Genomic DNA, 21,436 nt, shown 5'->3' on the forward strand with positions numbered 1-21,436 from the left:
TCCCGCCTTTTGGGACAGTCCCTTCTCTTCCAAAGATCAACCAAAGAATAAATCGAGCAGGTTACTTCCTGTTGACGATTGCCTATTATAAAACTCCGAATACCCGCACTTCTTGCAATACACAACCGTAAATTGATTATTTTGGACATCGAACATCTTTGACAATCCTGTTCCCGTCATTGCCACGTCCTTCTTAGCCGCATCATCACTACCGCATTTTATACATCCTTTTTCACTCATGATTCCTCATCTCCCGATCCATTGAATTCAATGTAAGTTTTCTTCCGTCTGCTTTTTCCTGGAAAAGTCTATAAATCTTGTTCCCTGGAAGGTTAACGTGCCGATATCTCCTTCAGCAAGCAAACCAAACTCCTTGCCTGAAATACGAAATTCCGTTCGATCACCACTGTCAAATTCACATGTAATAAAGTAGGTCGTAGAGGAAGAATGCGAATGGACATGGGTATCATGGAGATGATCATGCCTTGTGACATTCGTCCGTTTGCTTATGACATGTGCCGGAACAGATAAACGAGGCAATTCTTCGTTTTCCTTCCACTGGCTAAGGCCATTGAATACATTCACTATGAATAGTATGAGAATGATAACAAAAATAATCCCTATAAATACTGGTGCCGCTGAGAAAAGCCAATCCCCTCCACCAACATCAACATCGTACATATGCTATCCCCCTTGTTTTGATAATAAGCTATACGGATAATCTGAAAGATAGTTTCAACCTGTCCAATAAATGTATTTTTTGATACACAGATAAACACTCGAAAAACCCTTGGGATCTCCGAGCGTTTTTACTTTTTATATCTTAAATTGCATAATAATATTTATCTTTTGTATAAGTTTACTTTACTTTTCTATAAGAATAATGTACTGTAAGATTATGGTAAAAGAGGAAGGTGACGACTTTGAAGAAAGCAGTTGAGGATTATGTTGAAAATAAAGTATATGAACATCGGGTTTTAAAAAGATTGTCTCAAAAAGAATTGGCTGCCGCTGTGGGAGTATCCAAACAAACCATTTATGTGATGGAAAAGAATAATTACTCACCTTCTCTTGTTTTAGCTTTTCGAATAGCTGATTTCTTTAACGTAGAGGTAAACGATATCTTTATTTATGTGAAAGGGAGTGAACAAAATGAAAATTGAAGAACTATCAAATTCAGTCTTTTATCCTTTAAAAACCTGGACAGATGAATCAACTGGCAATTGGAATATGCTTATTGGTATCAGCTTTGTATTGCTTATAGTCGGAGTGATCCTCATCTATGTATTCTATAAAAAAATGGGTGCGGTTGACGAAAGGACCATTCAAATATCTTTAAAAGGCGCCCTCATTATGCTATATGGAATAATTTTATGCGACATCATCTTCCCGAAAGAATATATGTGGCAAATTTTCTTCTTATTTAAATATTCTTTGGCTTTCATCGCTTCCGGAATATATCTAGCTTTTCGATATAAAAAGGATTTTTTAAACTAATCTTGTGCTAGATGGACTTGAACATAAATAAGAGAACGTAGAACAGGGACGTTTCTTCCATAACAAAACAGCCACTTCCTTTCTGGAGGTGGCTGTTTTAAATGAGCTGATGACAACTAAAATAGTACGGATACGCTTATCCATTTTATTAAACGCATTCTATTACACTCACATCGAATCCAGAACCAGTGAAACGAGTAGCCCCGCTGAAGCGAAGATTCCAGTGATTGGACCTGAGTCTTCATACGCTTCAGGCATCATGGTGGACGCAACCATGGCAATGATTCCTCCACCTGCAAAGGCTGCCATTCCTGCCATCATCGCTTCCGATGCTTGATCGAGGAAGAGATAGCCCCCCAGTGACGACATGGCCGAAATGATCAATACGGAAAACCAGAGAGCCATGATTTTCTTCTTCGAATAGTGGCTATTCACTAACCCCGTCGTACTGGAAAGTCCTTCTGGAATGTTGCTGATAAAAATGGCGATGACGAGCAACCAACTGACCGCCCCGCCGCTGATCAAGCTGGCGCCGATCATGATCGACTCCGGTATCGCATCCATCACGGTCCCAATAAAGATGGCCAACCCAGCTTCCTTTGTAGAAGCATGATTGGAGCGTTTCCTTTTAGATGCACCCTTTTTGGAAACAAGAAAATCCAAACCGGTAAACACTGCTGCACCTGCTATGAAACCTATGGACGTCGCCATGATCCCCCCATCCCGAACGGAATCGCCTAAAAGCTCATAGGCGGCTGCCCCGATTAAAACGCCCGTCCCAAATGCCATGATGTAACCGATCGCTTTCTTTTTAATTGGAACAAATAAAGCCATAAGCGCCCCAAGCAAAACGGCCGAACCTGAAACTCCACCCCATAAGACTGCGTTCCACATGGACCTTCCTCTTTTCTTCTTTTTATAAGTTAGTACCCAAGATGGCCCTGTGCCAAACGAACAAAAAATCTAGAAGTTTAAGGGTCATTTATAAAAAAATGCATATTTCATGTCATGTACCCATCCCAATAACTTTGTAGGACCAATGGGTGCTACTGAACCTACTGGAATCACTGTGGTACTGGTTTAGCAGAGTTCGGATTTATTTACAACACAACAGCTCAAACAGTGGCTGCCGGAACGGATGTTACTTTTGATACAAATGGAACAATTACACCGGGTATTACGCATACAGCAGGTTCACCCGATATAACCGTTACCACACCAGGAACCTACGAAGTTACTTTCTCAGTAACGCCTCAACAAACTAGCCAATTCGGTTTAACTTTAAATGGCGCATTGGTTCCAGGTTCCGTTTATGGATCCGGTTCAGGTAGCCAGGAAATTACCGGCCAGGCTCTGGTCACCTTAGCTGATGGGGATGTTCTCACCCTACGAAACGTCACAAATTCGTCTATCACTCTTCCGACTGGAACAGGGGGCGCAGCAGGAACGCTTCTATTATTCTTAAAAAGTTGGATGCAACTGCTTAATACTCTATATGAACTCCCCATTTTTTATGATGGGGAGTTTTTCATTGAAACCCACCTCTCCACTTGCGATAAACAGTATTTATTTACCATTTTTCAATATCCCATATAAGGAAAGTTCTTTAGACACTCGTAAATTAGCATGTTTTTTCTATAATTTACCACCATTACGTGAAAAGGAGAAGGTATTAATCCTTATTTTCCCATAATTGGTGTTCCTACAAACTATTCATTTTGGCTGATTCGAGTTTATCGCCCTATAATACGACATTTTTCTCATTCATCCGTTTGCTATCATTATGGGAACATCTGTGTTCTACATACTGGCCAACTAAAAAGAATGGAGGTGCAATGTACCTGTTAGATTGGCCAAAGGTGCTGTTCTTTGAAAATAGAATAAGGGGGAATTGACTTGCGAAAGAAACGAAGGACGAAGTGGTTAGCAATAGCATTTGTCATCATGCTTATTGGATCACTGATCATTCCAACAAACTCCATCGCTGCATCTACAAACAAACTCCACACCTCTGCTAAAGATGAATTAGCGGGAAAGAATCAAAAGAAAGTGGCCTCTAAGGTCTTAAAACAGTTTGAAAAAGATGAAAAGGTAACCTTTCTCGTTAAACTCAAAAAACAAGTAGACACCAAGGACGTATCCTCAAAAGCTGCCAAAACAGCAAAATCACAAAAACTATCTGCAAATAATGCAAAGTTACTTAAACGTTCGAGTGTGGTCTCGGAGCTTCGCGCTACTGCTCTTGAAACACAAGTCGATATCAAGAACTACTTAGAAAAGCAAGAAAAAGCCGGCAATGCAAAAGATATTCAATCTTTTTATATCGTTAACGCGATTGCCGTGACAGCCACGAAGGAAGTAATGGAGCAAATCGCCATTCTTCCGGAAGTAGATAAAATCATGCCGAATGAAACAAGACAGCTTATTAAACCGGCAAGCAAGACCGTCGCTTCTAAAGCTGTTACAATCCCAAAATCAAGTAAAACCAAAGCAGACACATCTTCCATTGAGTGGAATATCGAAAAAATCGGGGCTCCGGCTGTATGGGATATGGGCATTGATGGAGCAGGAACCGTTATTGCTTCTATCGATACAGGCGTCCAATGGAACCATCCGTCATTAAAAACCAAGTACCGCGGATATAACCCTGCCAACCCAGATGTCGCAAACAATGAATACAACTGGTTTGATGCGGTGAGCGGACAAGCTTCACCATATGATGATTTAGATCATGGAACTCACACAATCGGTACAATGGTAGGCTCTGAGCCAAATGGTGCCAATCAAATCGGAGTGGCTCCAGGCGCTAAATTCATCGCAGTTAAGGCGTTTTCTGCAAATGGAGGTTCAGATATTGATTTATTGGAAGCCGGTGAATGGATAATCGCCCCAAAAGATGCGGCAGGTAATCCTCATCCTGAGAAAGCACCGGATGTTGTCAATAACTCTTGGGGAGGCGGAGCTGGCCTTGACGAGTGGTACCGTCCAATGGTACAAGCTTGGAAAGCAGCTGAAATCTTCCCTGAATTTTCTGCTGGAAATACGACATTAACGAATCCCGGCGGAGCTGGTTCAGTAGCTAACCCAGCGAACTATCCAGAGTCTTTTGCCACTGGCGCAACAGACATTAACAACGTAGTCGGAAATTTCTCTTTACGGGGTCCATCTCCATACGGAGAAATCAAACCGGATATTTCCGCGCCTGGTGTTAACATCCGGTCTGCTGTTCCTGGTGGTGGCTATGAAGGTGGCTGGAATGGAACATCGATGGCTGGCCCTCATGTCACAGCAGTCGCTGCTCTATTAAGACAGGTAAATGCCAGCTTAACCGTTGACCAACTTGAGGAAATTCTACTGACAACGGCGACACCTTTGACAGACAGCAATTACCCGACAACGCCTAATCATGCATATGGTTATGGCCTAGTAAACGCATTTGACGCGGTCTCTTCCGTTGTAAGCGGACTGGGTAAAATCGAAGGTCAAGTAACCAAGTCTGGTGATGACACAGAAGCAGCCGTCATTTCCCATGAAGCACCAGAAAATTCGTATAAAAAAATGAACCTAAAGCTTCAAGCTGAAGTATCAGATAATGTAAGTGTCACTGCCGTTAAACTCAGCTACAAAAAAGCGGACGGAAGCTGGGCTGAAGTCAAGGCAGAGAGAAAGAATGGCGATTATAAGTCTGGAACGTACGAAGCCACGATTCCAGGTTCTGATCTGACTGGAAATACAGTCACTTATAAATGGATTGCAACCGATTTTGGTGGATCCGTCACTACTTCCGATGCTTATTCCACTGAGCTATTGCCTGGAATCAGCGTGGGCTATACAGAGGATTTTGAAGAAAATCCAACTGGATGGACTTCTTACGGGACAAACAATAACTGGGAATGGGGCATTCCGACAAGCGGTCCTGGATCAGCAGCATCCGGTCAGAAGGTCTATGCTACAAACCTGGCTGGAAACTATGCAAATAGCGCCAACATGAGCCTGGCCATGCCTCCGGTCGATGTACCAGAAGGCACAAGCTATTTACAATTCAAGCACTGGTACGAACTGGAAAGGAACTATGATTTCGGTCATGTCTTCATTTCCACAGACGAAACGAACTGGGTACAAGCTGCCCGTTTCAATGATAAGTCCAATAATTGGGTCGACGGAGAAGTCAACCTAAGCGAATATGCTGGAGAACGAATCTATATCGCCTTTAATGTCACAACAGATAGTTCCGTCCAAAAACCGGGCTGGTATATCGATGATGTTAAATTGGCCAATACTTCGATTCTACCAACGACAAAAGCAAAAGCAGGATTAGGCGTCAATAAGTCTGACTCTTCGGTATCAGCTAAACCGCAAGTTAATCCTGACAAAATCAAGCCAGTTTTGGAAAAAGAACAAAAAGAACCTGAAAAAGAACAACCTGCACCAGTGCTTCTTCCATTACAGGCACAGGTAAGTGTTTTAGAAACAGGACGTTCTGTATATACAAACCCACAAGATGGTTCATACCAACTTACACATGCAACAGGTACGTATACGATGCAAGCAGAAACATATGGGTATCGTTCACAAACAGCGCAAGTGAACGTCGAGCAGGATGCAACATCAACAGCTAACTTTACCCTTCAAGAAATCCCTAAAGGAACAATCAATGGTACCATCACCAACAAGGTTACTGGTGAACCCGTCTCTGGTGCTACCGTTTACCTTCTAGAGGATGCGGCTATCCAACCAGTAACGACAAATGCAGACGGTGAGTACTCACTAACTGCTTATGAAGGAAATTACACATTAAAAGTCATGGCTCCTTCTTATTACGGCAATGAAGCATCCGTGACGATTTCTGAAGAAACTAGCACGAAAAACATCGAACTAAAACCGTTCATCGGATACCCGGATGAAATCAAGTATGATGATGGAACAGCTGAAAACGCCCGTGCCTATAATGCGGCAGGCAACAGCTGGGCAGTGAAAATGTCCTTGGCTTCAGGGAATAAAACGGCCAATGTAACCGGCGCTCTTTTACGCTTCTGGGATACAACATGGCCTACCCCAGGTGGGACTGAGTTCCAAGTTTCCGTATATGATGCTTCAGGAACAGACGGATCACCTGGCAAGAAAATCGCTGGACCTTTCACCGAAACGGCCTTACGTAACGGTCAATGGACACATGTTGATCTTAGCGAACATGGCATCATGGTTGAAGGCGACTTCTTTATGGTCTATACCCAAACAAAAGCCAATCCGAATGCACCAGGTCTAGCTACAGATGAAGATGGACCGAATGCAGGACGAAGCTGGCAGGGTGTAAGCGGTGCTTGGTCACCAGCCCCAGCTGAAGAAGGAAATTACATGATTCGGGCAACGGTCGATTACGAAGTAAAAGAACCTGTCATCACCTCTCCTAAAGATGGTTCTTATTCGAATCAAAAAGAAGTGACCGTTGAAGGTACATCCGCACCGACAACGAAAGTGGATATTTTCAACAAAGGGGAAAAAGTAGCAACAACAGATTCTACGAATGAAGGAACCTTCTCCGTTCCTGTCACATTAAACAACGGGGAAAACACATTGACTGCAAAAGCGCGGACTAACCAAGGCTCCACTGAGGCATCCGCTCCTGTAACGGTGATATTGGATACGAAAAAGCCAACACTCGCCATTACTTCACCAACTGATGGCAGCAAAGTAAACCGCGAAACGGTAACCGTGAAGGGTACCATCTCGGATGAAAACCTGGATTCAGTTAAAGTGAACGGGAAGAAGGCCGAAGTGAAAGATAACACCTTCTCTTATCGCCTTCTACTTGACGAAGGAATCAATAAAATCAAAGTAGTCGCTCTAGATAAGGCAGGCAATTCAGTCACTAAAACCATCTCCATCGATGTGAAATTCACAGCTCCAGAAATCTCTGGTTTAGTGCCAAATCAGGATAAGGTCTTAAAAAATGGGGAATCCGTCAAAATCGAATTTGACAGTGAACCAGGCCTAACCGCAGATTTCTCCATCTTGATGCCTTTGACAAATGCAGGAGGCGTTACCAATGCAACGGAATTACCAATGAAAGAAACATCATCAGGACATTATGTCGGCTACTACACCGCCACAACGAATGTAAAAGCACCGGGTGCCGTCGTTGAGGTAAAAGCCGAAGATAGCTATGGGAATGTTACAACACAAAGAGCAACAGGTAAGCTTTGGATTAACGCTCAAAAGTAAAAGGAAAAAGCCATGCCTTCCAGCCTAACCGGCTGGGAGCATGGCTTTTTTTTATGAAAACGATTAAGTAACTGTTTGCCTATTAATCTACTAACCTTTTATGACGTCAGGACGAGATTTCTTGGTAAACAAATCTGTGTATAAACACTTGCCTAGGTAGAGCAGTACAGCTGCGTCATCAACCTGTCCGAAACCTACTATAAAATCCGGAATGAGATCCGTCGGTACAATCACATATAAGATGGAAGCTACTAGAGCTACCTTTGTTTTCTTCGTTAATCTATTAAACACGGGCTGGTCAATCTCCTTTAAGACGAGTTTCATTCAGTATAGCGCACAATTCACGTAAAATCGATTCTTAAACAGAGCTGAAATCGGTATAATTCAACCACGGATACGATTAATTCGACCATTCAAGCAGATAATTCGACCATCTACGGCGATAATTCGACCGATACACGCATTAATTCGACCGTCATTCTAAAAAAGCCATAAAGAAAAGACCCTCACCATGTAAGGGCCTTCCGATGACTAAAAACCTAACCAGTTTTCGATCAGTACGACGATATACAAAACAAACCAGATCCCCTGTAGCAGAAGCGCAGCACTGAACAACCGGCTTTTCATGTATTCATCCCGGATGAAAAGCCTCCAGGTCAGCATCAGAACCACCGATACACCTGGAATCAAAATCGCGGTCATCATGAAATAGTTGGATGCGACATTCCATACAAGCTGAAAAGCAATAATGATAAATGCAAGTAGAAAATGAACCTTTTCCTTCCGTGCCCGGATGACCCAAAGTAAGGTAAGCACCACTGTCGCAAGCAAGATGATTTCTGTCGCCACGATGAAGAAGATATCATATAACGTTACTCCGTCCAAAGCAATCCTCCTTCTCATTACAAGATCGCTTATATGTATATGCCACTCGGACGGAAGAATTGAAAAAGTTTATTACGTTTCCTCCAACAAAGGAAATCCTCCCTACAAAAAATGGTCTTTCGGTAAGTCTATAGCCCTTTACTGGAGGAAGAATTCATTTTCTAATTGTTTCTCTGCTTCAAGCTTGATCATGGAAAGAAACTGCTCCCACGTTAGGTTCTCTCTTAGTCTATTTTCCCCACACTGAAATTCGTCTATCATTTCACTTATGTCATACCATACATTCAGCTCATTAAAGTGTTCGCGAACCACTTCATACACTTCGTAAGCTATATGGGCGACATGTTTATCTTCCCCTAAGATTTGTCTTAATAAGTGATATAAGTAGGCTTTGGCACACTCTTCATGCGTAGGCACTGGCATTTCCCATTCTTTTATAACCCTTTGAAAATAATCTTCTACCTCGAATTGGTTAAGAGGTTCTCTAAAGGATGCTAGGATTTTTAATGAGTTCACCGAAGAATCATCCGTTAATTTTTGATAAGCCCAATTAACATAATCAATAGGCTTTGCTTTTCCTTCATATCTTTTATAATACAGGATTGTCGTATCCATGCCCGTCCCCCATTTGAAATCGCCCTTTAATAATTCATACCTTATTAATAGAAGGAAAGCAATTCTATAAAAAAGACCCTTTCGCTTAAGCGAAAAGATCAGTTTTTACTACTTAATATTTATACGACTGTCCACCGTCGATTGGGATGACGGCGGCATTGATGAAGGTTGCTTGTTCGGAAAGCAGGAAAGCGACCAAGTACCCGACCTCTTCCGGTTTTCCAAAGCGTTTCATCGGGTTGACGCTGACGAATTCCTTACCGGCTGCCTCCCAATTCTCGCCACCCATCTGTTTCAAGGAAGCTTCGACCATCGGCGTCATGATCGCACCCGGGGCAATCGCCTTGATGCTGATGCCGTATTGGCCATACTCGATTCCGGAGTTTCGCGTCAGTCCGACGACACCATGCTTACTTGCCGCATAGCCTGATTGGTTCCCCACGCCGCGGATTCCACCGACAGATGCCGTATTGACAATTGTGCCGAATTTCTGCTTTTTCATGATTTCCAGTACATACTTCATCCCGAAGAAAACCCCGTTCAGGTTCACACCCACCACTCTGCGGAACTCATCGATTCCATAATCCTCCGTCAGGTTCTGTTTTCCTTCGATCCCGGCGTTATTGAAGAAACTGTCGATGCGGCCGAATCGATCCACCGTTTCATCCACATACTTCTTCACATCACCTTCCTTTGAAACGTCCGCCGTAATCAAGTGAACTTCCGCCTTGGGCACCGCTTCGCGAATCAATTTTTCCGTGGTTTCCAAAGAATCACTTTTCACATCCACCAAGGAAAGTTTCGCCCCTTCTTTGGCCACTTGCAGGGCAGAAGCCTGTCCCAGTCCGGACCCGGCTCCTGTAATCAACACGACTTTATCATCAAAACGATTGTTCATGTTCATACCTCCATTTAAAAAAAGTAATCAGACTCGCTGATATTCTTCCCTACCTGGTTTCAGTCATTCGTTTTCAGATCATATTCACTGAAAAAATTGTCAGAACAAATGAAGGAACACGGAAAAGCTTCTTTAAGAGGGAACGCCTATCCATCTCCCCTAATGTCATCTATTTCTTGTAGCACAATATCATTAGATATTCCAAATTCAGCTTTTTTCTCTGTGAAACTTTTACCATCTAAAGGTCCAGTCACTTCGTCTGTAATCATTTCCAGTATCCAAAAGCTCACGTTCTTTTCATCAGGAATTTGATAGCCGTTGTCGTCATTTTTCAAACCAAGCTGCTTTGCGATAATATATTTATCATCCCAAGCAACTTCGGTAACTTTCGCAGGAATGACGCCGGTTCCCCAACTACCTTCACTAACTTTTGGTGCAATCTTGACTTCGTCGGCTGATGTTTTTATAACAGAATATCCTCCAGGTAGGTCCATATCATAGTCAGATGGGCCTGGACAACCTGTTAAGAATAAGAGTGAAAGTAAGCTCAATAATAAATAACGAAATAATTTAATTTGCATTACATTCTCCAATCCACGATGATTCAAAAATTCATCAAACAACTCCGTTATATCTATATCTGCTAGAACAGGTGTAGTTGTTGAATGATCAGGAAATTTAATCAAGAGTCGCGACTGAATTTTGGGTTTCTTCTTTTGATATTTATTACAGAATAGTAGTTATGCCTATACAGTGGACGCACAATACTGGGCATAAATTGAAAACGAAGTGATCAGATTTTAAATGTAAGAGATTATTAGAAGCACAAATCATGTATTTGTAAGTATAGTTGGAAGTCTTTAATCAACAATCCATTAAAAAAGAGTGTCAATCCTTCTTGGATCAGTGCCCTAATGCGAAGCTTATTTTAACATCAGACATGTTTTTCGTATGAAAAAGAGGATAAATGCCTCTTTCAACATCCTATCCTCTAATTCTTGGTTTCATTCCATTGTCATTACGTGGTACTTCTTTAAAATGTCCATTGTGATGGCTTTAGCATCTGTGCTTGTTCCGGCAATATTCGTAGCAAAACTATACGCATGATTGTCTGTTTTGATAAAACCGACATACCAGCCTATACCTGACCCTTGCCCTGTTTTCCCGTAAAGGGTAAAGTCATCCCCTTCCTTCTGGATCATCATGCGTTTCACGGTTTTCATGACATCCTTATCAAAGGAAAGGTTCTCTTTATATAGTTTCTCCATAAAGTCTACTTGTTCTATTGGTGAAATTTCGAGTGAACTGCTTAACCAGAACTGGTCGATGCCTCCACTAATATCTTGGTTGCCATAAGATATGGTACGAACCCATTCCTCCATTTGCTTCTCTCCAATGTCACGAGCCATCGCTTGATAATACCAAACGACAGAGTTTCTCATCGCAGACCCAAGCGTATGATCTTGGTTCCAGGCCTCAATCTCCCGCTCAACACCATCCCAATACTTAATGTCATATTCATCTTCTACAGCTCCAACTTGCAACCCAATCAATGAATTTGGCACTTTAAAAGTCGATTGCGGTGCAAATCGTTGATTCGCACGTTCCTGGTTATAGACAAATGTCTTTTCTTTTTTCAGATCACGTAATATGAATGTTCCGTCATGGTTCGTAAAGAATTCATCGACTTCCAGCTTCTTAAGATTCAGGTTGTCCTTGGCAGCGTTCGCTTCACTTGGCTGTTGAACACTTGTAATGAATAGAACCACTGCACTCATGCACGCTAAGAAAAACAGCAAATTCCTTCTATTATTCATATTCCCTTCCTCCCTCTGACTATATTTCCTGCCAATCTATCACATTAAATATATCAAAAAAATGGAAAAGCCAAAATGATGCTATTATACCGTTAACCGAATTTATTTGGACTTGAGCCGGAAATCACGTTTACTTTCATTCATGAACTTCGGCTTCTGAAACATACTATTCGTGTCTTGAAGACTTCTCTTTTTAAAGGCAGAGAACCCCATGATATCTTCCGTTTTCCATATCCAACGCGTTTCTTTCTCTCCCCCATGCAGGTAGTAGACATTGTTATCTAGTATGTTCCCTTTGTTTTGCTTGAAAGGGTTACTGATAAGGAGATTGGAATCACCCGCGACCATGATGTTGTTTTCGATTCTATTATGGTTTGTATGATATTGAAGCAATATTTGTCCGCCCTCTTGAAATTCCGTATCATTTTTATACAGGACGTTGTCGGTAATTGTACTGTTTATGGTGCTTCCTCTTTTCCTGTCATACCCACCTATTGCAATGCCCGCACTTCTATTTTCATAAATCGAATTGTTTTGGATGGTGATGGAACGTGTAACTTTGCCCTCATGCTCGCTAGCCGCTTCGATTCCTATATCGTTTTTATAAACCCTATTCTTCTCGATAACGATATCTTTACCACCGTCGACATAGATTCCGCCAGCCGCATATTGGTTTCCGTAGGCTGGATTTCCGTAACTGGATATTTCATAGACTGTGTTGTTACGGATGATACCGTTCCTTGCCTGATCAAATTTTTCAACAGGAGACACACCTTCATACCCAATAACATCGATTCCGATATTGTCATTTCTCCTGACGATGTTATTTGTAACCTGGAAGTTTGATATATTACCATTCAGCACCAACGTTTCACTGGCACCGAGTTTCATCTCTTCTAGTGTATTGCCTGAAAGGATGATATCTTCAATCGCTTGCGGTGCTTCGGTGCCATAAACAGCAATCCCATGGGCATTCCCGTTTTCATGAAGTGTTTCAATATGATGAATATGAGTACGCAAAATACGGATACCGTTTCCGCTTCCGCTAACGGATATTCCGATTGGCACTAAATCCTCTTGTTCGGTTTTGTAATTTTGGATGTCCAATCCATCGATGGTAACGTAGCTTTGATTATGTATCGATACTAAACCCTGGTCATCCCATGAAACCTTTAGGCCCCTCCCATCGATGATCGCCTTTTCTTTTGGGTAGGCCTTAATGGTGATAGGGGCATTTTCTTTGCCTGATTTCCGTATGACGACTTGTTCATTGTAGACTCCTTTTCGAACATGGACAGTTGTACCCGGTTTTGCTAAATCGACGGCTTTCTGTATGGTTCTTAAAGGTTCTTTCTTACTTCCGACGTTTTTGTCATCCCCAGCGGAAGACACATACAATTTGTTTTTCTGCAGAATTTGCCCGGATAGTCCATACAGGACAAGCCCAATAGAAAACACCAACAAAAGAAACAGTACGGCTCTTCTTTTCTTATTCAAGTTCGTGCCCCCTCAACTTCTTGTTTGTCTTCTAATATTCTGAACCCCATGCTGATAAAAAGAATCTTCAACAAAAAAAGGTTAACCAATAAAAACAGGTTAACCTTATCATACGACTCGCCAAGATCATTACAACCCCATTAACAGTTCTGCTTGAGTTCCGCCAAGGCTTCCTGATCGGCAATAATCATCACATTTTTATGCTGTTTTAGGATGGAAGCTGGGACTTGCTCATTGGTTGGTTCAGATAGTAGTTTGTATAAAATATGTGCCTTTTGCTTTCCGGACACGAGGAGTACGATTTGTTTACTCTTCATGATCGTCGAGATTCCCATCGTCACCGCGTGTTTGGGTACGTCGAAGGGATTATCAAAATAGCAGGCATTTTTTTCTCTTGTGGAGGCTGTAAGCTCCACTACATTCGTGGTGGAGGCAAAAGGTGTACCTGGCTCATTGAATCCAATATGGCCATTCACCCCAATCCCCAATAGCTGAAGGTCTATTCCACCAAGGTTTTCAATGAGCTCTTCATACCTTTGACATTCTGCTTGTAAGTCTGGTGCCATGGTATCCGGCAAATGAGTTTGTTGGATTGGGATATCGATATGGTTAAAGAGATGGTCCTTCATATATGTATGGTAACTAGTGGGATGAGTTTTTTCCACTCCTACATATTCGTCCAGGTTCACGGTATGAACATGGCGATAGGAGGTCTGATTTTCCTGATAATCCTTCACTAAGTGTTGATACGTCCCGACCGGCGTTCCTCCAGTCGCAAGGCCCAATACAAGAGAAGGTGTCCGTTTTACTTTGTCCAGAATAAGGTGTGCTGCTTTCTGGCTCATTTCATCGTAGTTTTGAGCTTCAACGATTTCCATATTATTCAACCTCCATTATGCTATATGCCATTTCTCCTCTACAGATGGTCATGACCACTTCATTTTCCTCGTTCAAAATGACTAAGTCCGCATCTTTCCCTACTTTGATGCTTCCTTTTCTATCATCCAGTCGAAGCTGTTTGGCTGGGTTCAGGGCAGCCATTTCAATGGCATCTTCAAGCGGACAATTTGTATAGGATAAGAGGTTCTTAACCGCTTGCCCCATTTTCAGGATACTTCCTGCCAGTGTCCCGTCCGCAAGAACCGCCTTCCCATCTTTCACCGTCACGTCTTGGCCCCCTAAATCGTAGGTTCCGTTTTTCAGGCACTTCGCCCGCATGGAATCAGTAATTAATAGGAGCCCTTCTTTTGACTTTTGTTTATAGGCAAGCTTGATGATTTCTGGACGGACATGAATGCCATCCATAATCATTTCCGCTTTCAATTCATCACGCAAAAGGGCAGCTCCGGCAACTCCCGGTTCACGGTGATGTAGGCCTTTCATTTGATTAAACAGATGCGTGACTTGCGTTGCACCATCCGAAATCGCTTGATCCACTTCGTCATATGTTGCATCTGAATGGCCAATGGAAGCCACAATTCCATGTTCCTTTAAATAACGGATTAATTCGCTTCCACCTGGCTGTTCCGGTGCAAGCGTAACGACTTTGACATGATCATTCGATAACTCATTCCACTTTTTAAAGATGTGTAAATCTGGATCGATCATATATTGCGCTGGCTGCGCCCCTGCCATCTTTGGATTGACGAAGGGCCCTTCTAAATGAATGCCAACGATTTCGGCCATTCCCGGTGGCTGATGGTCATCGATGTACTGACCGGCATTCATTAACGCGTTCTCGATGGCTTCGGGTTCCTGTGTCATGGTGGTCGCTAAAAAACTCGTCGTCCCTTCCCAAGGAAGAGCTGCAGCCATACGCTTTAACGCTTCCTGCGTTGCGTCCATGGTATCGGCGCCATTTACGCCATGAATATGAATGTCGATCATTCCCGGTATCACCTTATAATCCGGCAGGGCATGAAAATCAATGACCTCACCCTTAAACTCTAAGTCATTAATATCATCCATAGAACCAAAGGAAACGATTTTCCCATCCTTCGCGATTAAAAACCCACATTCAATCGTTTTTCTCTCACTGTAAATCGTTATATTCTTAAGGATGATGCATTTCATTTTATTCACAAAATCCCCTTCTCTTATCCATGTATTTATGTTCACTATCCAAGGTTAAAAACCCTTTATTTATTTTCGTCATGCTTTGGATAAATGTAAATGTAGTAAATAGCCAATCATCAACATGACTGGCTATCCTTATATGAGACTTTCTTACACTGCTTTAGACTTTGATTGCGGTTCTGGATGTAGGTGAGGCTTCACATATTCTTCGTTTTTCGTATAAATGGTCAATCCTGTGGTGTTTTTGTTGAATGTCGGGAACAGCAAACTTACAACATAACCAAATCCAAAGGAAGTAATGAACGAGACGATACTAACGACGAATGGTGTCAGGTCTGTTTGTTGCACGAAATAGGAGGTAATCGCGCTTAAGAATAGACCGATCAATACTCCAGGTGTATTGGCACGTTTCGTGAATATCCCAAGAGCAAAGATACCGGCAATTGGAACACCGAATAATCCTGTGATGGCCAAGAACAAGTTCCATGTTTCAGCTTGATTGCTTGAAATGAGATATAAAGCGGCTGCCATACCCAGTACACCGGACGCGATAATGACAATTCTCGCCAATAATACATCACTTTTTTCATTTGCACCTAAAAATCTTTGTTTAAAATCGACTGTTACACAAGCGGAAATACTATTTAAACTAGAGGAGATTGTAGATTGGCAAGCGGCAAATATGGCGGCGATCAGTAAACCCGCTACCCCCGCTGGTAAACTTGAAACGATGAAATACGGCACGATGGCTGAAGTATTAAATCCTTCTGGAAGGGCTTCAACATTCGTATAGTAACTATAAAGGACGGTACCAAATCCAAAAAAGACAGGGATCGTGATAAGAGCCAAGATTCCATTGGTCCACAAAGACTTATTTGTCTCTTTGATTGAACTAGTCGTTTGATAACGTTGTACGACGTCTTGACTGGCTGTATATTGATGTAGATTATTAAAGATGGAGCCTAAGAAGATAATCGGGATCGCTGCCGTGACGGCACTGAACTTGAAACTGTCTGCCGTTACCACTTTCTTGTTGTTGACCGCATCATCGATAACTGTCGAGAGTCCGCCATCGATAGAGAAGATTCCAAGGACCACAAGTAAAATGGCACCGCCTAGAAGGATGATCCCTTGAATTACATCGCTCCAAATGACCCCTTCAATCCCCCCGAGGAACGTATAAACAATACATAAACCTCCAACCGCAAGCGCTATGATAAAGGGATTGATATCGGAAACGAGTGTAATGGCAAGCGTTGGCAAGTAGACGACAATCGCTATACGGCCAATGTGGAAAAGTGTAAAGAGTAAACTTCCTATCACGCGAAGAGATACACCGAAGCGCTCCTCTAAATATTCATAGGCCGTCGTGACATTCAGCTTCCTAAAGAAAGGAATATAAAAATAGATCAACACAGGTATGATGGCCAGTATTGATAGATTACCTGCTGCATAAGTCCAATCAGATAAAAATGCCTGTTCTGGTGTCGACATATACGTAATCGCACTTAACGTTGTAGCATAGATACTGAAACCCGCGGCCCAAGCAGGAATCTTACCGCCTGCGGTAAAGAACGCATCAGTATTCTTACCAGATTTCTTTGTAAAATAAAGCCCCACTGCTAGCATCGCTAGTAGATAGACCACCATGACAGCCCAGTTAGCCACGCCAAAACTAATCTTCTCCATATAATACACCCCTCATCATAAAATCATTTTATAGAGCTTCCTTAAAAGGTAACAAAAGCGCCTGCCCCCCTCTTCTTTTAAAAAAAGAGTGGCACGGCCCTTGCGGTACATCGTGATTACAGAAAAATCAGATAGTTAAGTGTCCAACACATTCTATCTATGAGCTATCTTATAAGTTAAAATCTTTTACGAGTTGTTCCACTTCTTCCCTTTTGCTTGAATCAAATGGAGCCATCGGTTTTTTGACCGTACCTGCTTGGATGCCTTTTACATTCAGTACTTCTTTCAACGTTTGATATAATCCCAAATCTAGCACTCTTTCAATAAGGTCATTGGTGACGTGCTGAATCTCATACGCCTCCGCTACCTTGCCACTTTGCGCCAACTCCAAAATCTGTCTAGATCGCTTTCCATTGATATTATATGTACTCCCGATTGCCCCATCCACTCCTGAAATGGCTCCATAGATAAGCATTTCATCGAATCCAGAATAAATCAGTTTATCTGGGAATCTTTTACGAAGTCGCTCCAATAAGTAGAAGTCTCCATCCGTATATTTCACGCCGATGACTTTGTCATTTTGAAAGAGTTCCTCAAATTGATCCATGTTCATCGATACACCCGTTAAGAATGGAATGGCGTAAATGATCATATTATTGCCTGTATTATCAATGATGGTTTCATAGTAATGCTTGATCTCTTCAAAATTGAACTTATAGTAAAACGGCGTGACGGCTGATAGACTGTCGTAGCCAAGCTCTGTTGCAAATTGACCCAGTTCAACGGCTTCGTCCAGATTGATCGATCCTACCTGGGCGATTAGCTTGACCTCCCCTTTACTCTCTTCACTGACAATTTCGAAAATTCGCTTTTTTTGATCGGTAGATAGCATGAAGTTTTCACCTGAGCTGCCATTCACATATAGTCCGTCCACTTTCTGAACATCAATATTTTGTCTAACGATCTCACGCAAGCCTTGTTCGATAATCTTCCCATTTTCATCAAATGGTATCAGTAGTGCTGAAAATAACCCCTTCATATCTTAACCCCCTAATTAGTTTGAAAAATTCAGATAACAAAGATATAATATTGTCAGACCAATTTTTATTTACAAATTTATCATAAAAGCCTTTCATAAAAATGTCAACAAATTTCAGTAATCCCTTTCCTCCATTTCTATAATATGGTAGACATACATAAAGGGGTGGCGTCATGGCAATTCATAAGACCTCATTGGTCACAATCGCGATTGAAAGAATTAAGAGCCATATCTTAGAAAATAATCTGAAACCGAATGATAAGTTTTTAACAGAAAAAGAACTGGTCGAACAGTTGCAAGTAAGCAGGACGGTTATACGCGAAGCGTTAATCTCGCTCCAAACCGTAGGGATCTTGAACGTGAAGCCCGGTGGTGGTGTCTATATAGCTGAGCCTACACTCGATTCAATCAATACGATACTTAAACATTATTACGACACGCACGGTGTAAAAATGAAAGAATTGATGGAAATCCGGGAAGTCATCGAATTAGGGGCATTGCGATTGATCATCGAGAAACAAGTGGATGTCGATATTGATCATCTCATCAGCATAAATGAATCGTATTATCAGACGATCATCCAAAAACAAGACACGAAACAATTCGACCGTTTATTTCATCAAGCCTTAATTAAATCAACGGAAAATGAAGCCTATTTCAAGTTCAGTGAAGTGATCAGTGAGTACTTTTCCCTGGTTAGAATGGATTTTATCGAGAAAGAGGACACACTGATTGATTCATTCAAACAGCATGCAGACATCATCGATGCTATAAAAATTAAAGATTTGCCAGTGGCTCAAAAAGTCCTAAAGGAACATTTCCAACCCATTTTTCGTTTTATTACTACTTTGGAGGAAGCAAATGGAACCCATTAAAATGGAAGAAAAAAAGCCACTTAAGAAAACGGTCATTCAAGAAATTAAAAACTATATCATTTCGCAAAACTTAAAAGCGGGCGATCAACTCCCAACAGAGCGCAAGTTCACGGAAATGTTTGGCGTAAGCAGGTCCGTAGTGAGGGAAGCGTTGAGCTACCTTGAAAATACGGATGTCATACGCATCAGACAGGGCCAGGGCGCTTTTCTCAATGAATCCAATATAGAAAACCTTTTGGATAACTTCTTCTTTTTATGGCAAATAAACAGCGGGAATATCCGGGATATATTGGGTTTGAGAATTCTATTTGAATCAAGTGCCATTGATGAAATTGTAAAAAATCAGAGTATGGATGATTTGGACATGTTGAAGGAAGTGGTCGAAGAAAGCGAAAAGGCAACGACCCAAGAGGAATTCAAAGAAGCGGATACCCTATTTCATAAGCAGCTTCTGCAAGCCACGAATAATGATTTATTTATACAAATGACGAATATGATCACCAGTTATTTTTTCCAAGTGCAACATATCCATCTCTCCCTAGAAGAATTCAAAGGCCTCATCCAGGAACACAGGAATATTGTCGAAGCGCTACTGATGGGGAATGCCGATGAGGCAAAAACACTTCTCATTCAACATATTAAACAAACGAAAGTGTAGGAGGATATCCATGGCTGATTATTTATCGATTGATATCGGCGGTACGTTTATTAAATATGCCCTCTTGGACGATCAGAAACATCTGCATGGGCATCAACAAGTGAAAACAAAAGAAAACATCGACCAGGCTATACTGAAACAGGTGGAGTCCATCATTTCCGCTGTTTCCAATGAGACGGCCATTAACGGCGTGGGCATCAGCACTGCCGGGATCGTCGACCGGGAAAAAGGGGAAATCATCTTTGCGGGGCCCACTATCCGGGACTATAAAGGTACCGCATTCAAAGCCCATTTATCCCGTACATTCCCTTTCCCCATTTCTGTAGAAAATGATGTGAATGCCGCTTTGATCGGCGAGCTTTGGCAAGGCGCTGCCCAAGGGGAAAACGATGTGTTTTGCATTACCTTAGGGACAGGCATCGGCGGGGCCTATTATCATGACGGAATCATGGATGGAACCCATCATCAGGCAAACTCCGTCGGCTATCTATTATACGATCCAGAAACAAAAACGAATTATGAAATGAGAGCATCCACAACCGCTTTAAATAGAACGATTGAAAAAGAGTTTGGTAAAGGTGTCTCCACGAAGGAAGTCTTTGAGAAAGCAAGACTCGGTGAAGAGCCATACATAGCCTTGATTGAGGCATGGAGTAAGGAAGTGGCTAGGGGATTGGCGCAAATCATCCTGTTAGTCGATCCGAAGTGTATCCTGATAGGAGGCGGCATTTCCCGCCAAGGCGACTTTTTACTGAACCATATCCAAAAGCAGCTCACCACTTATCTTCCTACTGATTTTTTGAAGACAGAAATAAAAATTGCTCAATTATATAATGATGCCTCCCTATTCGGGGCGGTCCATCCATTTTTCAAAGGGGGAAATATAGAATGTTAAACGAAGTTAAAGGTGGATTAATCGTATCTTGTCAAGCCCTACCAAATGAGCCTCTACATAGCTCATTCATCATGTCGAAAATGGCGTTGGCCGCTAAACAAGGCGGTGCAAAAGGAATCCGTGCAAACTCCAAGGTGGATATCATCGCGATAAAAAAAGAAGTGGACCTGCCCGTTATCGGCATCGTTAAACGCGACTATGACGATAGCTCCGTGTTCATTACCGCCACTTGCAAGGAAATCGATGAGTTACTGGCTAGTGGCTGCGAGATGATTGCCATGGATGCCACCCATCGGACAAGACCGGAGAATCTTCTTTTAAGCGATCTGGTCAACTATGTAAGAGAAAAGAATCCTAGCATTCAACTCATGGCGGATATCGCTACTTTAGAGGATGCCATACAATCGGAAAAACTCGGATTCGATTGTATTTCCACTACATTACATGGCTACACCGAAGAAACACATGGAAAGAAACTCTATCATGATGATTTTGAATTCTTGAAACAGGTTCTCCAGCATGTGAACATCCCCGTTATTGCGGAAGGAAATGTCATGACACCCGACATGTATAAAAGGTGCATGGAATTGGGCGCCCATTCAAGTGTCGTCGGAGGGGCCATCACACGTCCAAAAGACATCACACAGCTTTTTGTTAATCAAGTTCAAGGATGATAGGCTTTACCTGTTTGAAGTGGACATCGCACATTCAACCCATTGGTGCATAAAGGGTTGGGTGTGCGATGATAACTATTTAGCATCTTCTATTACGAA

General features: G+C 42.1%; 22 protein-coding genes. 8 read left to right on the forward strand and 14 right to left on the reverse strand.

The annotated features are described in order from the left end of the window. Positions 1-36 precede the first annotated feature (36 nt). Together ACIQXU_RS04170 and ACIQXU_RS04175 are read right to left on the reverse strand one after the other, a co-directional pair. Complete coding sequence (locus ACIQXU_RS04170; RefSeq protein WP_402873610.1) at positions 37-240, reverse strand: zinc ribbon domain-containing protein; 204 nt, start codon at positions 238-240, stop codon at positions 37-39. Positions 241-267: 27 nt separating this feature from the next. Continuing rightward, positions 268-681 (reverse strand): DUF2500 domain-containing protein, encoded by a 414-nt coding sequence (locus ACIQXU_RS04175; protein ID WP_402957657.1) that lies wholly within the window; start codon positions 679-681, stop codon positions 268-270. 233 nt (positions 682-914) lie between these two features. Between ACIQXU_RS04175 and ACIQXU_RS04180 the strand changes: the two genes are divergently transcribed. Then, complete coding sequence (locus ACIQXU_RS04180) at positions 915-1,163, forward strand: helix-turn-helix transcriptional regulator (protein ID WP_402957655.1); 249 nt, start codon at positions 915-917, stop codon at positions 1,161-1,163. After that, positions 1,153-1,497, forward strand: a complete 345-nt coding sequence (locus ACIQXU_RS04185; protein WP_402986879.1) for a DUF2178 domain-containing protein — start codon at positions 1,153-1,155, stop codon at positions 1,495-1,497. The genes ACIQXU_RS04180 and ACIQXU_RS04185 overlap by 11 nt, the downstream gene beginning before the upstream one ends. Before the next feature lie 168 nt (positions 1,498-1,665). On the opposite strand, the gene ACIQXU_RS04190 is transcribed toward ACIQXU_RS04185, so the two are convergent. Beyond that, positions 1,666-2,391: a ZIP family metal transporter gene (locus ACIQXU_RS04190; protein WP_402986881.1), complete on the reverse strand. Its 726-nt coding sequence runs from the start codon at positions 2,389-2,391 to the stop codon at positions 1,666-1,668. Between the two features lie 228 nt (positions 2,392-2,619). Here ACIQXU_RS04190 and ACIQXU_RS04195 point away from each other — a divergent pair, with 228 nt between their 5' ends. Then, positions 2,620-3,093, forward strand: coding sequence for a BclA C-terminal domain-containing protein (locus ACIQXU_RS04195; protein ID WP_402986882.1), 474 nt, complete (start codon positions 2,620-2,622; stop codon positions 3,091-3,093). 300 nt (positions 3,094-3,393) lie between these two features. Continuing rightward, positions 3,394-7,719, forward strand: coding sequence for a S8 family serine peptidase (locus ACIQXU_RS04200; protein WP_402986884.1), 4,326 nt, complete (start codon positions 3,394-3,396; stop codon positions 7,717-7,719). A 90-nt stretch (positions 7,720-7,809) separates the two neighbouring features. On the opposite strand, the gene ACIQXU_RS04205 is transcribed toward ACIQXU_RS04200, so the two are convergent. From ACIQXU_RS04205 to ACIQXU_RS04255, 11 genes are all read right to left on the reverse strand, one after another. Beyond that, a complete protein-coding gene (locus ACIQXU_RS04205; RefSeq protein ID WP_402957647.1) occupies positions 7,810-8,010 on the reverse strand; it encodes a YkvA family protein in 201 nt (66 codons plus the stop codon). Between the two features lie 240 nt (positions 8,011-8,250). Further along, entirely contained in the window at positions 8,251-8,604 is a 354-nt protein-coding gene (locus tag ACIQXU_RS04210; RefSeq protein ID WP_402957645.1) for a hypothetical protein, read from the reverse strand. A gap of 138 nt (positions 8,605-8,742) precedes the next feature. Next, positions 8,743-9,219 (reverse strand): hypothetical protein, encoded by a 477-nt coding sequence (locus ACIQXU_RS04215; RefSeq protein ID WP_402986886.1) that lies wholly within the window; start codon positions 9,217-9,219, stop codon positions 8,743-8,745. Positions 9,220-9,331: 112 nt separating this feature from the next. Then, complete coding sequence (locus ACIQXU_RS04220; RefSeq protein WP_402957641.1) at positions 9,332-10,117, reverse strand: SDR family oxidoreductase; 786 nt, start codon at positions 10,115-10,117, stop codon at positions 9,332-9,334. A gap of 146 nt (positions 10,118-10,263) precedes the next feature. After that, complete coding sequence (locus ACIQXU_RS04225) at positions 10,264-10,698, reverse strand: DUF3997 domain-containing protein (protein ID WP_402986888.1); 435 nt, start codon at positions 10,696-10,698, stop codon at positions 10,264-10,266. Between the two features lie 423 nt (positions 10,699-11,121). Continuing rightward, positions 11,122-11,895 carry a class D beta-lactamase gene (gene blaOXA / locus ACIQXU_RS04230; protein WP_402987384.1) on the reverse strand — a complete coding sequence of 258 codons (774 nt, stop codon included), beginning with the start codon at positions 11,893-11,895 and terminating at the stop codon, positions 11,122-11,124. A 141-nt stretch (positions 11,896-12,036) separates the two neighbouring features. Then, a complete protein-coding gene (locus ACIQXU_RS04235) occupies positions 12,037-13,431 on the reverse strand; it encodes a right-handed parallel beta-helix repeat-containing protein (protein WP_402986889.1) in 1,395 nt (464 codons plus the stop codon). A 140-nt stretch (positions 13,432-13,571) separates the two neighbouring features. After that, entirely contained in the window at positions 13,572-14,309 is a 738-nt protein-coding gene (nagB, locus tag ACIQXU_RS04240) for a glucosamine-6-phosphate deaminase (RefSeq protein WP_402986891.1), read from the reverse strand. A gap of 1 nt (position 14,310) precedes the next feature. Beyond that, the gene (gene nagA / locus ACIQXU_RS04245; RefSeq protein WP_402987387.1) at positions 14,311-15,504 is read right to left on the reverse strand and encodes an N-acetylglucosamine-6-phosphate deacetylase; all 1,194 of its coding nucleotides are present in this window, start codon (positions 15,502-15,504) and stop codon (positions 14,311-14,313) included. A gap of 153 nt (positions 15,505-15,657) precedes the next feature. Beyond that, the gene (locus ACIQXU_RS04250; protein ID WP_402986893.1) at positions 15,658-17,196 is read right to left on the reverse strand and encodes a sodium:solute symporter family protein; all 1,539 of its coding nucleotides are present in this window, start codon (positions 17,194-17,196) and stop codon (positions 15,658-15,660) included. Between the two features lie 169 nt (positions 17,197-17,365). Further along, positions 17,366-18,235 carry an N-acetylneuraminate lyase gene (locus ACIQXU_RS04255; protein ID WP_402873563.1) on the reverse strand — a complete coding sequence of 290 codons (870 nt, stop codon included), beginning with the start codon at positions 18,233-18,235 and terminating at the stop codon, positions 17,366-17,368. 173 nt (positions 18,236-18,408) lie between these two features. Between ACIQXU_RS04255 and ACIQXU_RS04260 the strand changes: the two genes are divergently transcribed. The 4 genes from ACIQXU_RS04260 to ACIQXU_RS04275 are packed head-to-tail and all read left to right on the forward strand — an operon-like array spanning position 18,409 to position 21,337. Then, positions 18,409-19,110, forward strand: a complete 702-nt coding sequence (locus ACIQXU_RS04260) for a FadR/GntR family transcriptional regulator (protein ID WP_402873560.1) — start codon at positions 18,409-18,411, stop codon at positions 19,108-19,110. Continuing rightward, positions 19,097-19,768 carry a FadR/GntR family transcriptional regulator gene (locus ACIQXU_RS04265; RefSeq protein ID WP_402873557.1) on the forward strand — a complete coding sequence of 224 codons (672 nt, stop codon included), beginning with the start codon at positions 19,097-19,099 and terminating at the stop codon, positions 19,766-19,768. The genes ACIQXU_RS04260 and ACIQXU_RS04265 overlap by 14 nt, the downstream gene beginning before the upstream one ends. Positions 19,769-19,778: 10 nt before the next feature. After that, positions 19,779-20,663 carry an ROK family protein gene (locus tag ACIQXU_RS04270; RefSeq protein WP_402986895.1) on the forward strand — a complete coding sequence of 295 codons (885 nt, stop codon included), beginning with the start codon at positions 19,779-19,781 and terminating at the stop codon, positions 20,661-20,663. Next, on the forward strand, positions 20,657-21,337 hold the full coding sequence (locus tag ACIQXU_RS04275; RefSeq protein ID WP_402986897.1) for an N-acetylmannosamine-6-phosphate 2-epimerase: 681 nt from the start codon (positions 20,657-20,659) through the stop codon (positions 21,335-21,337). The genes ACIQXU_RS04270 and ACIQXU_RS04275 overlap by 7 nt, the downstream gene beginning before the upstream one ends. The last annotated feature ends 99 nt before the right edge of the window (positions 21,338-21,436 follow it).

The organism is Peribacillus sp. NPDC097284, assembly GCF_044761765.1.
Lineage (GTDB): Bacteria > Bacillota > Bacilli > Bacillales > DSM-1321 > Peribacillus.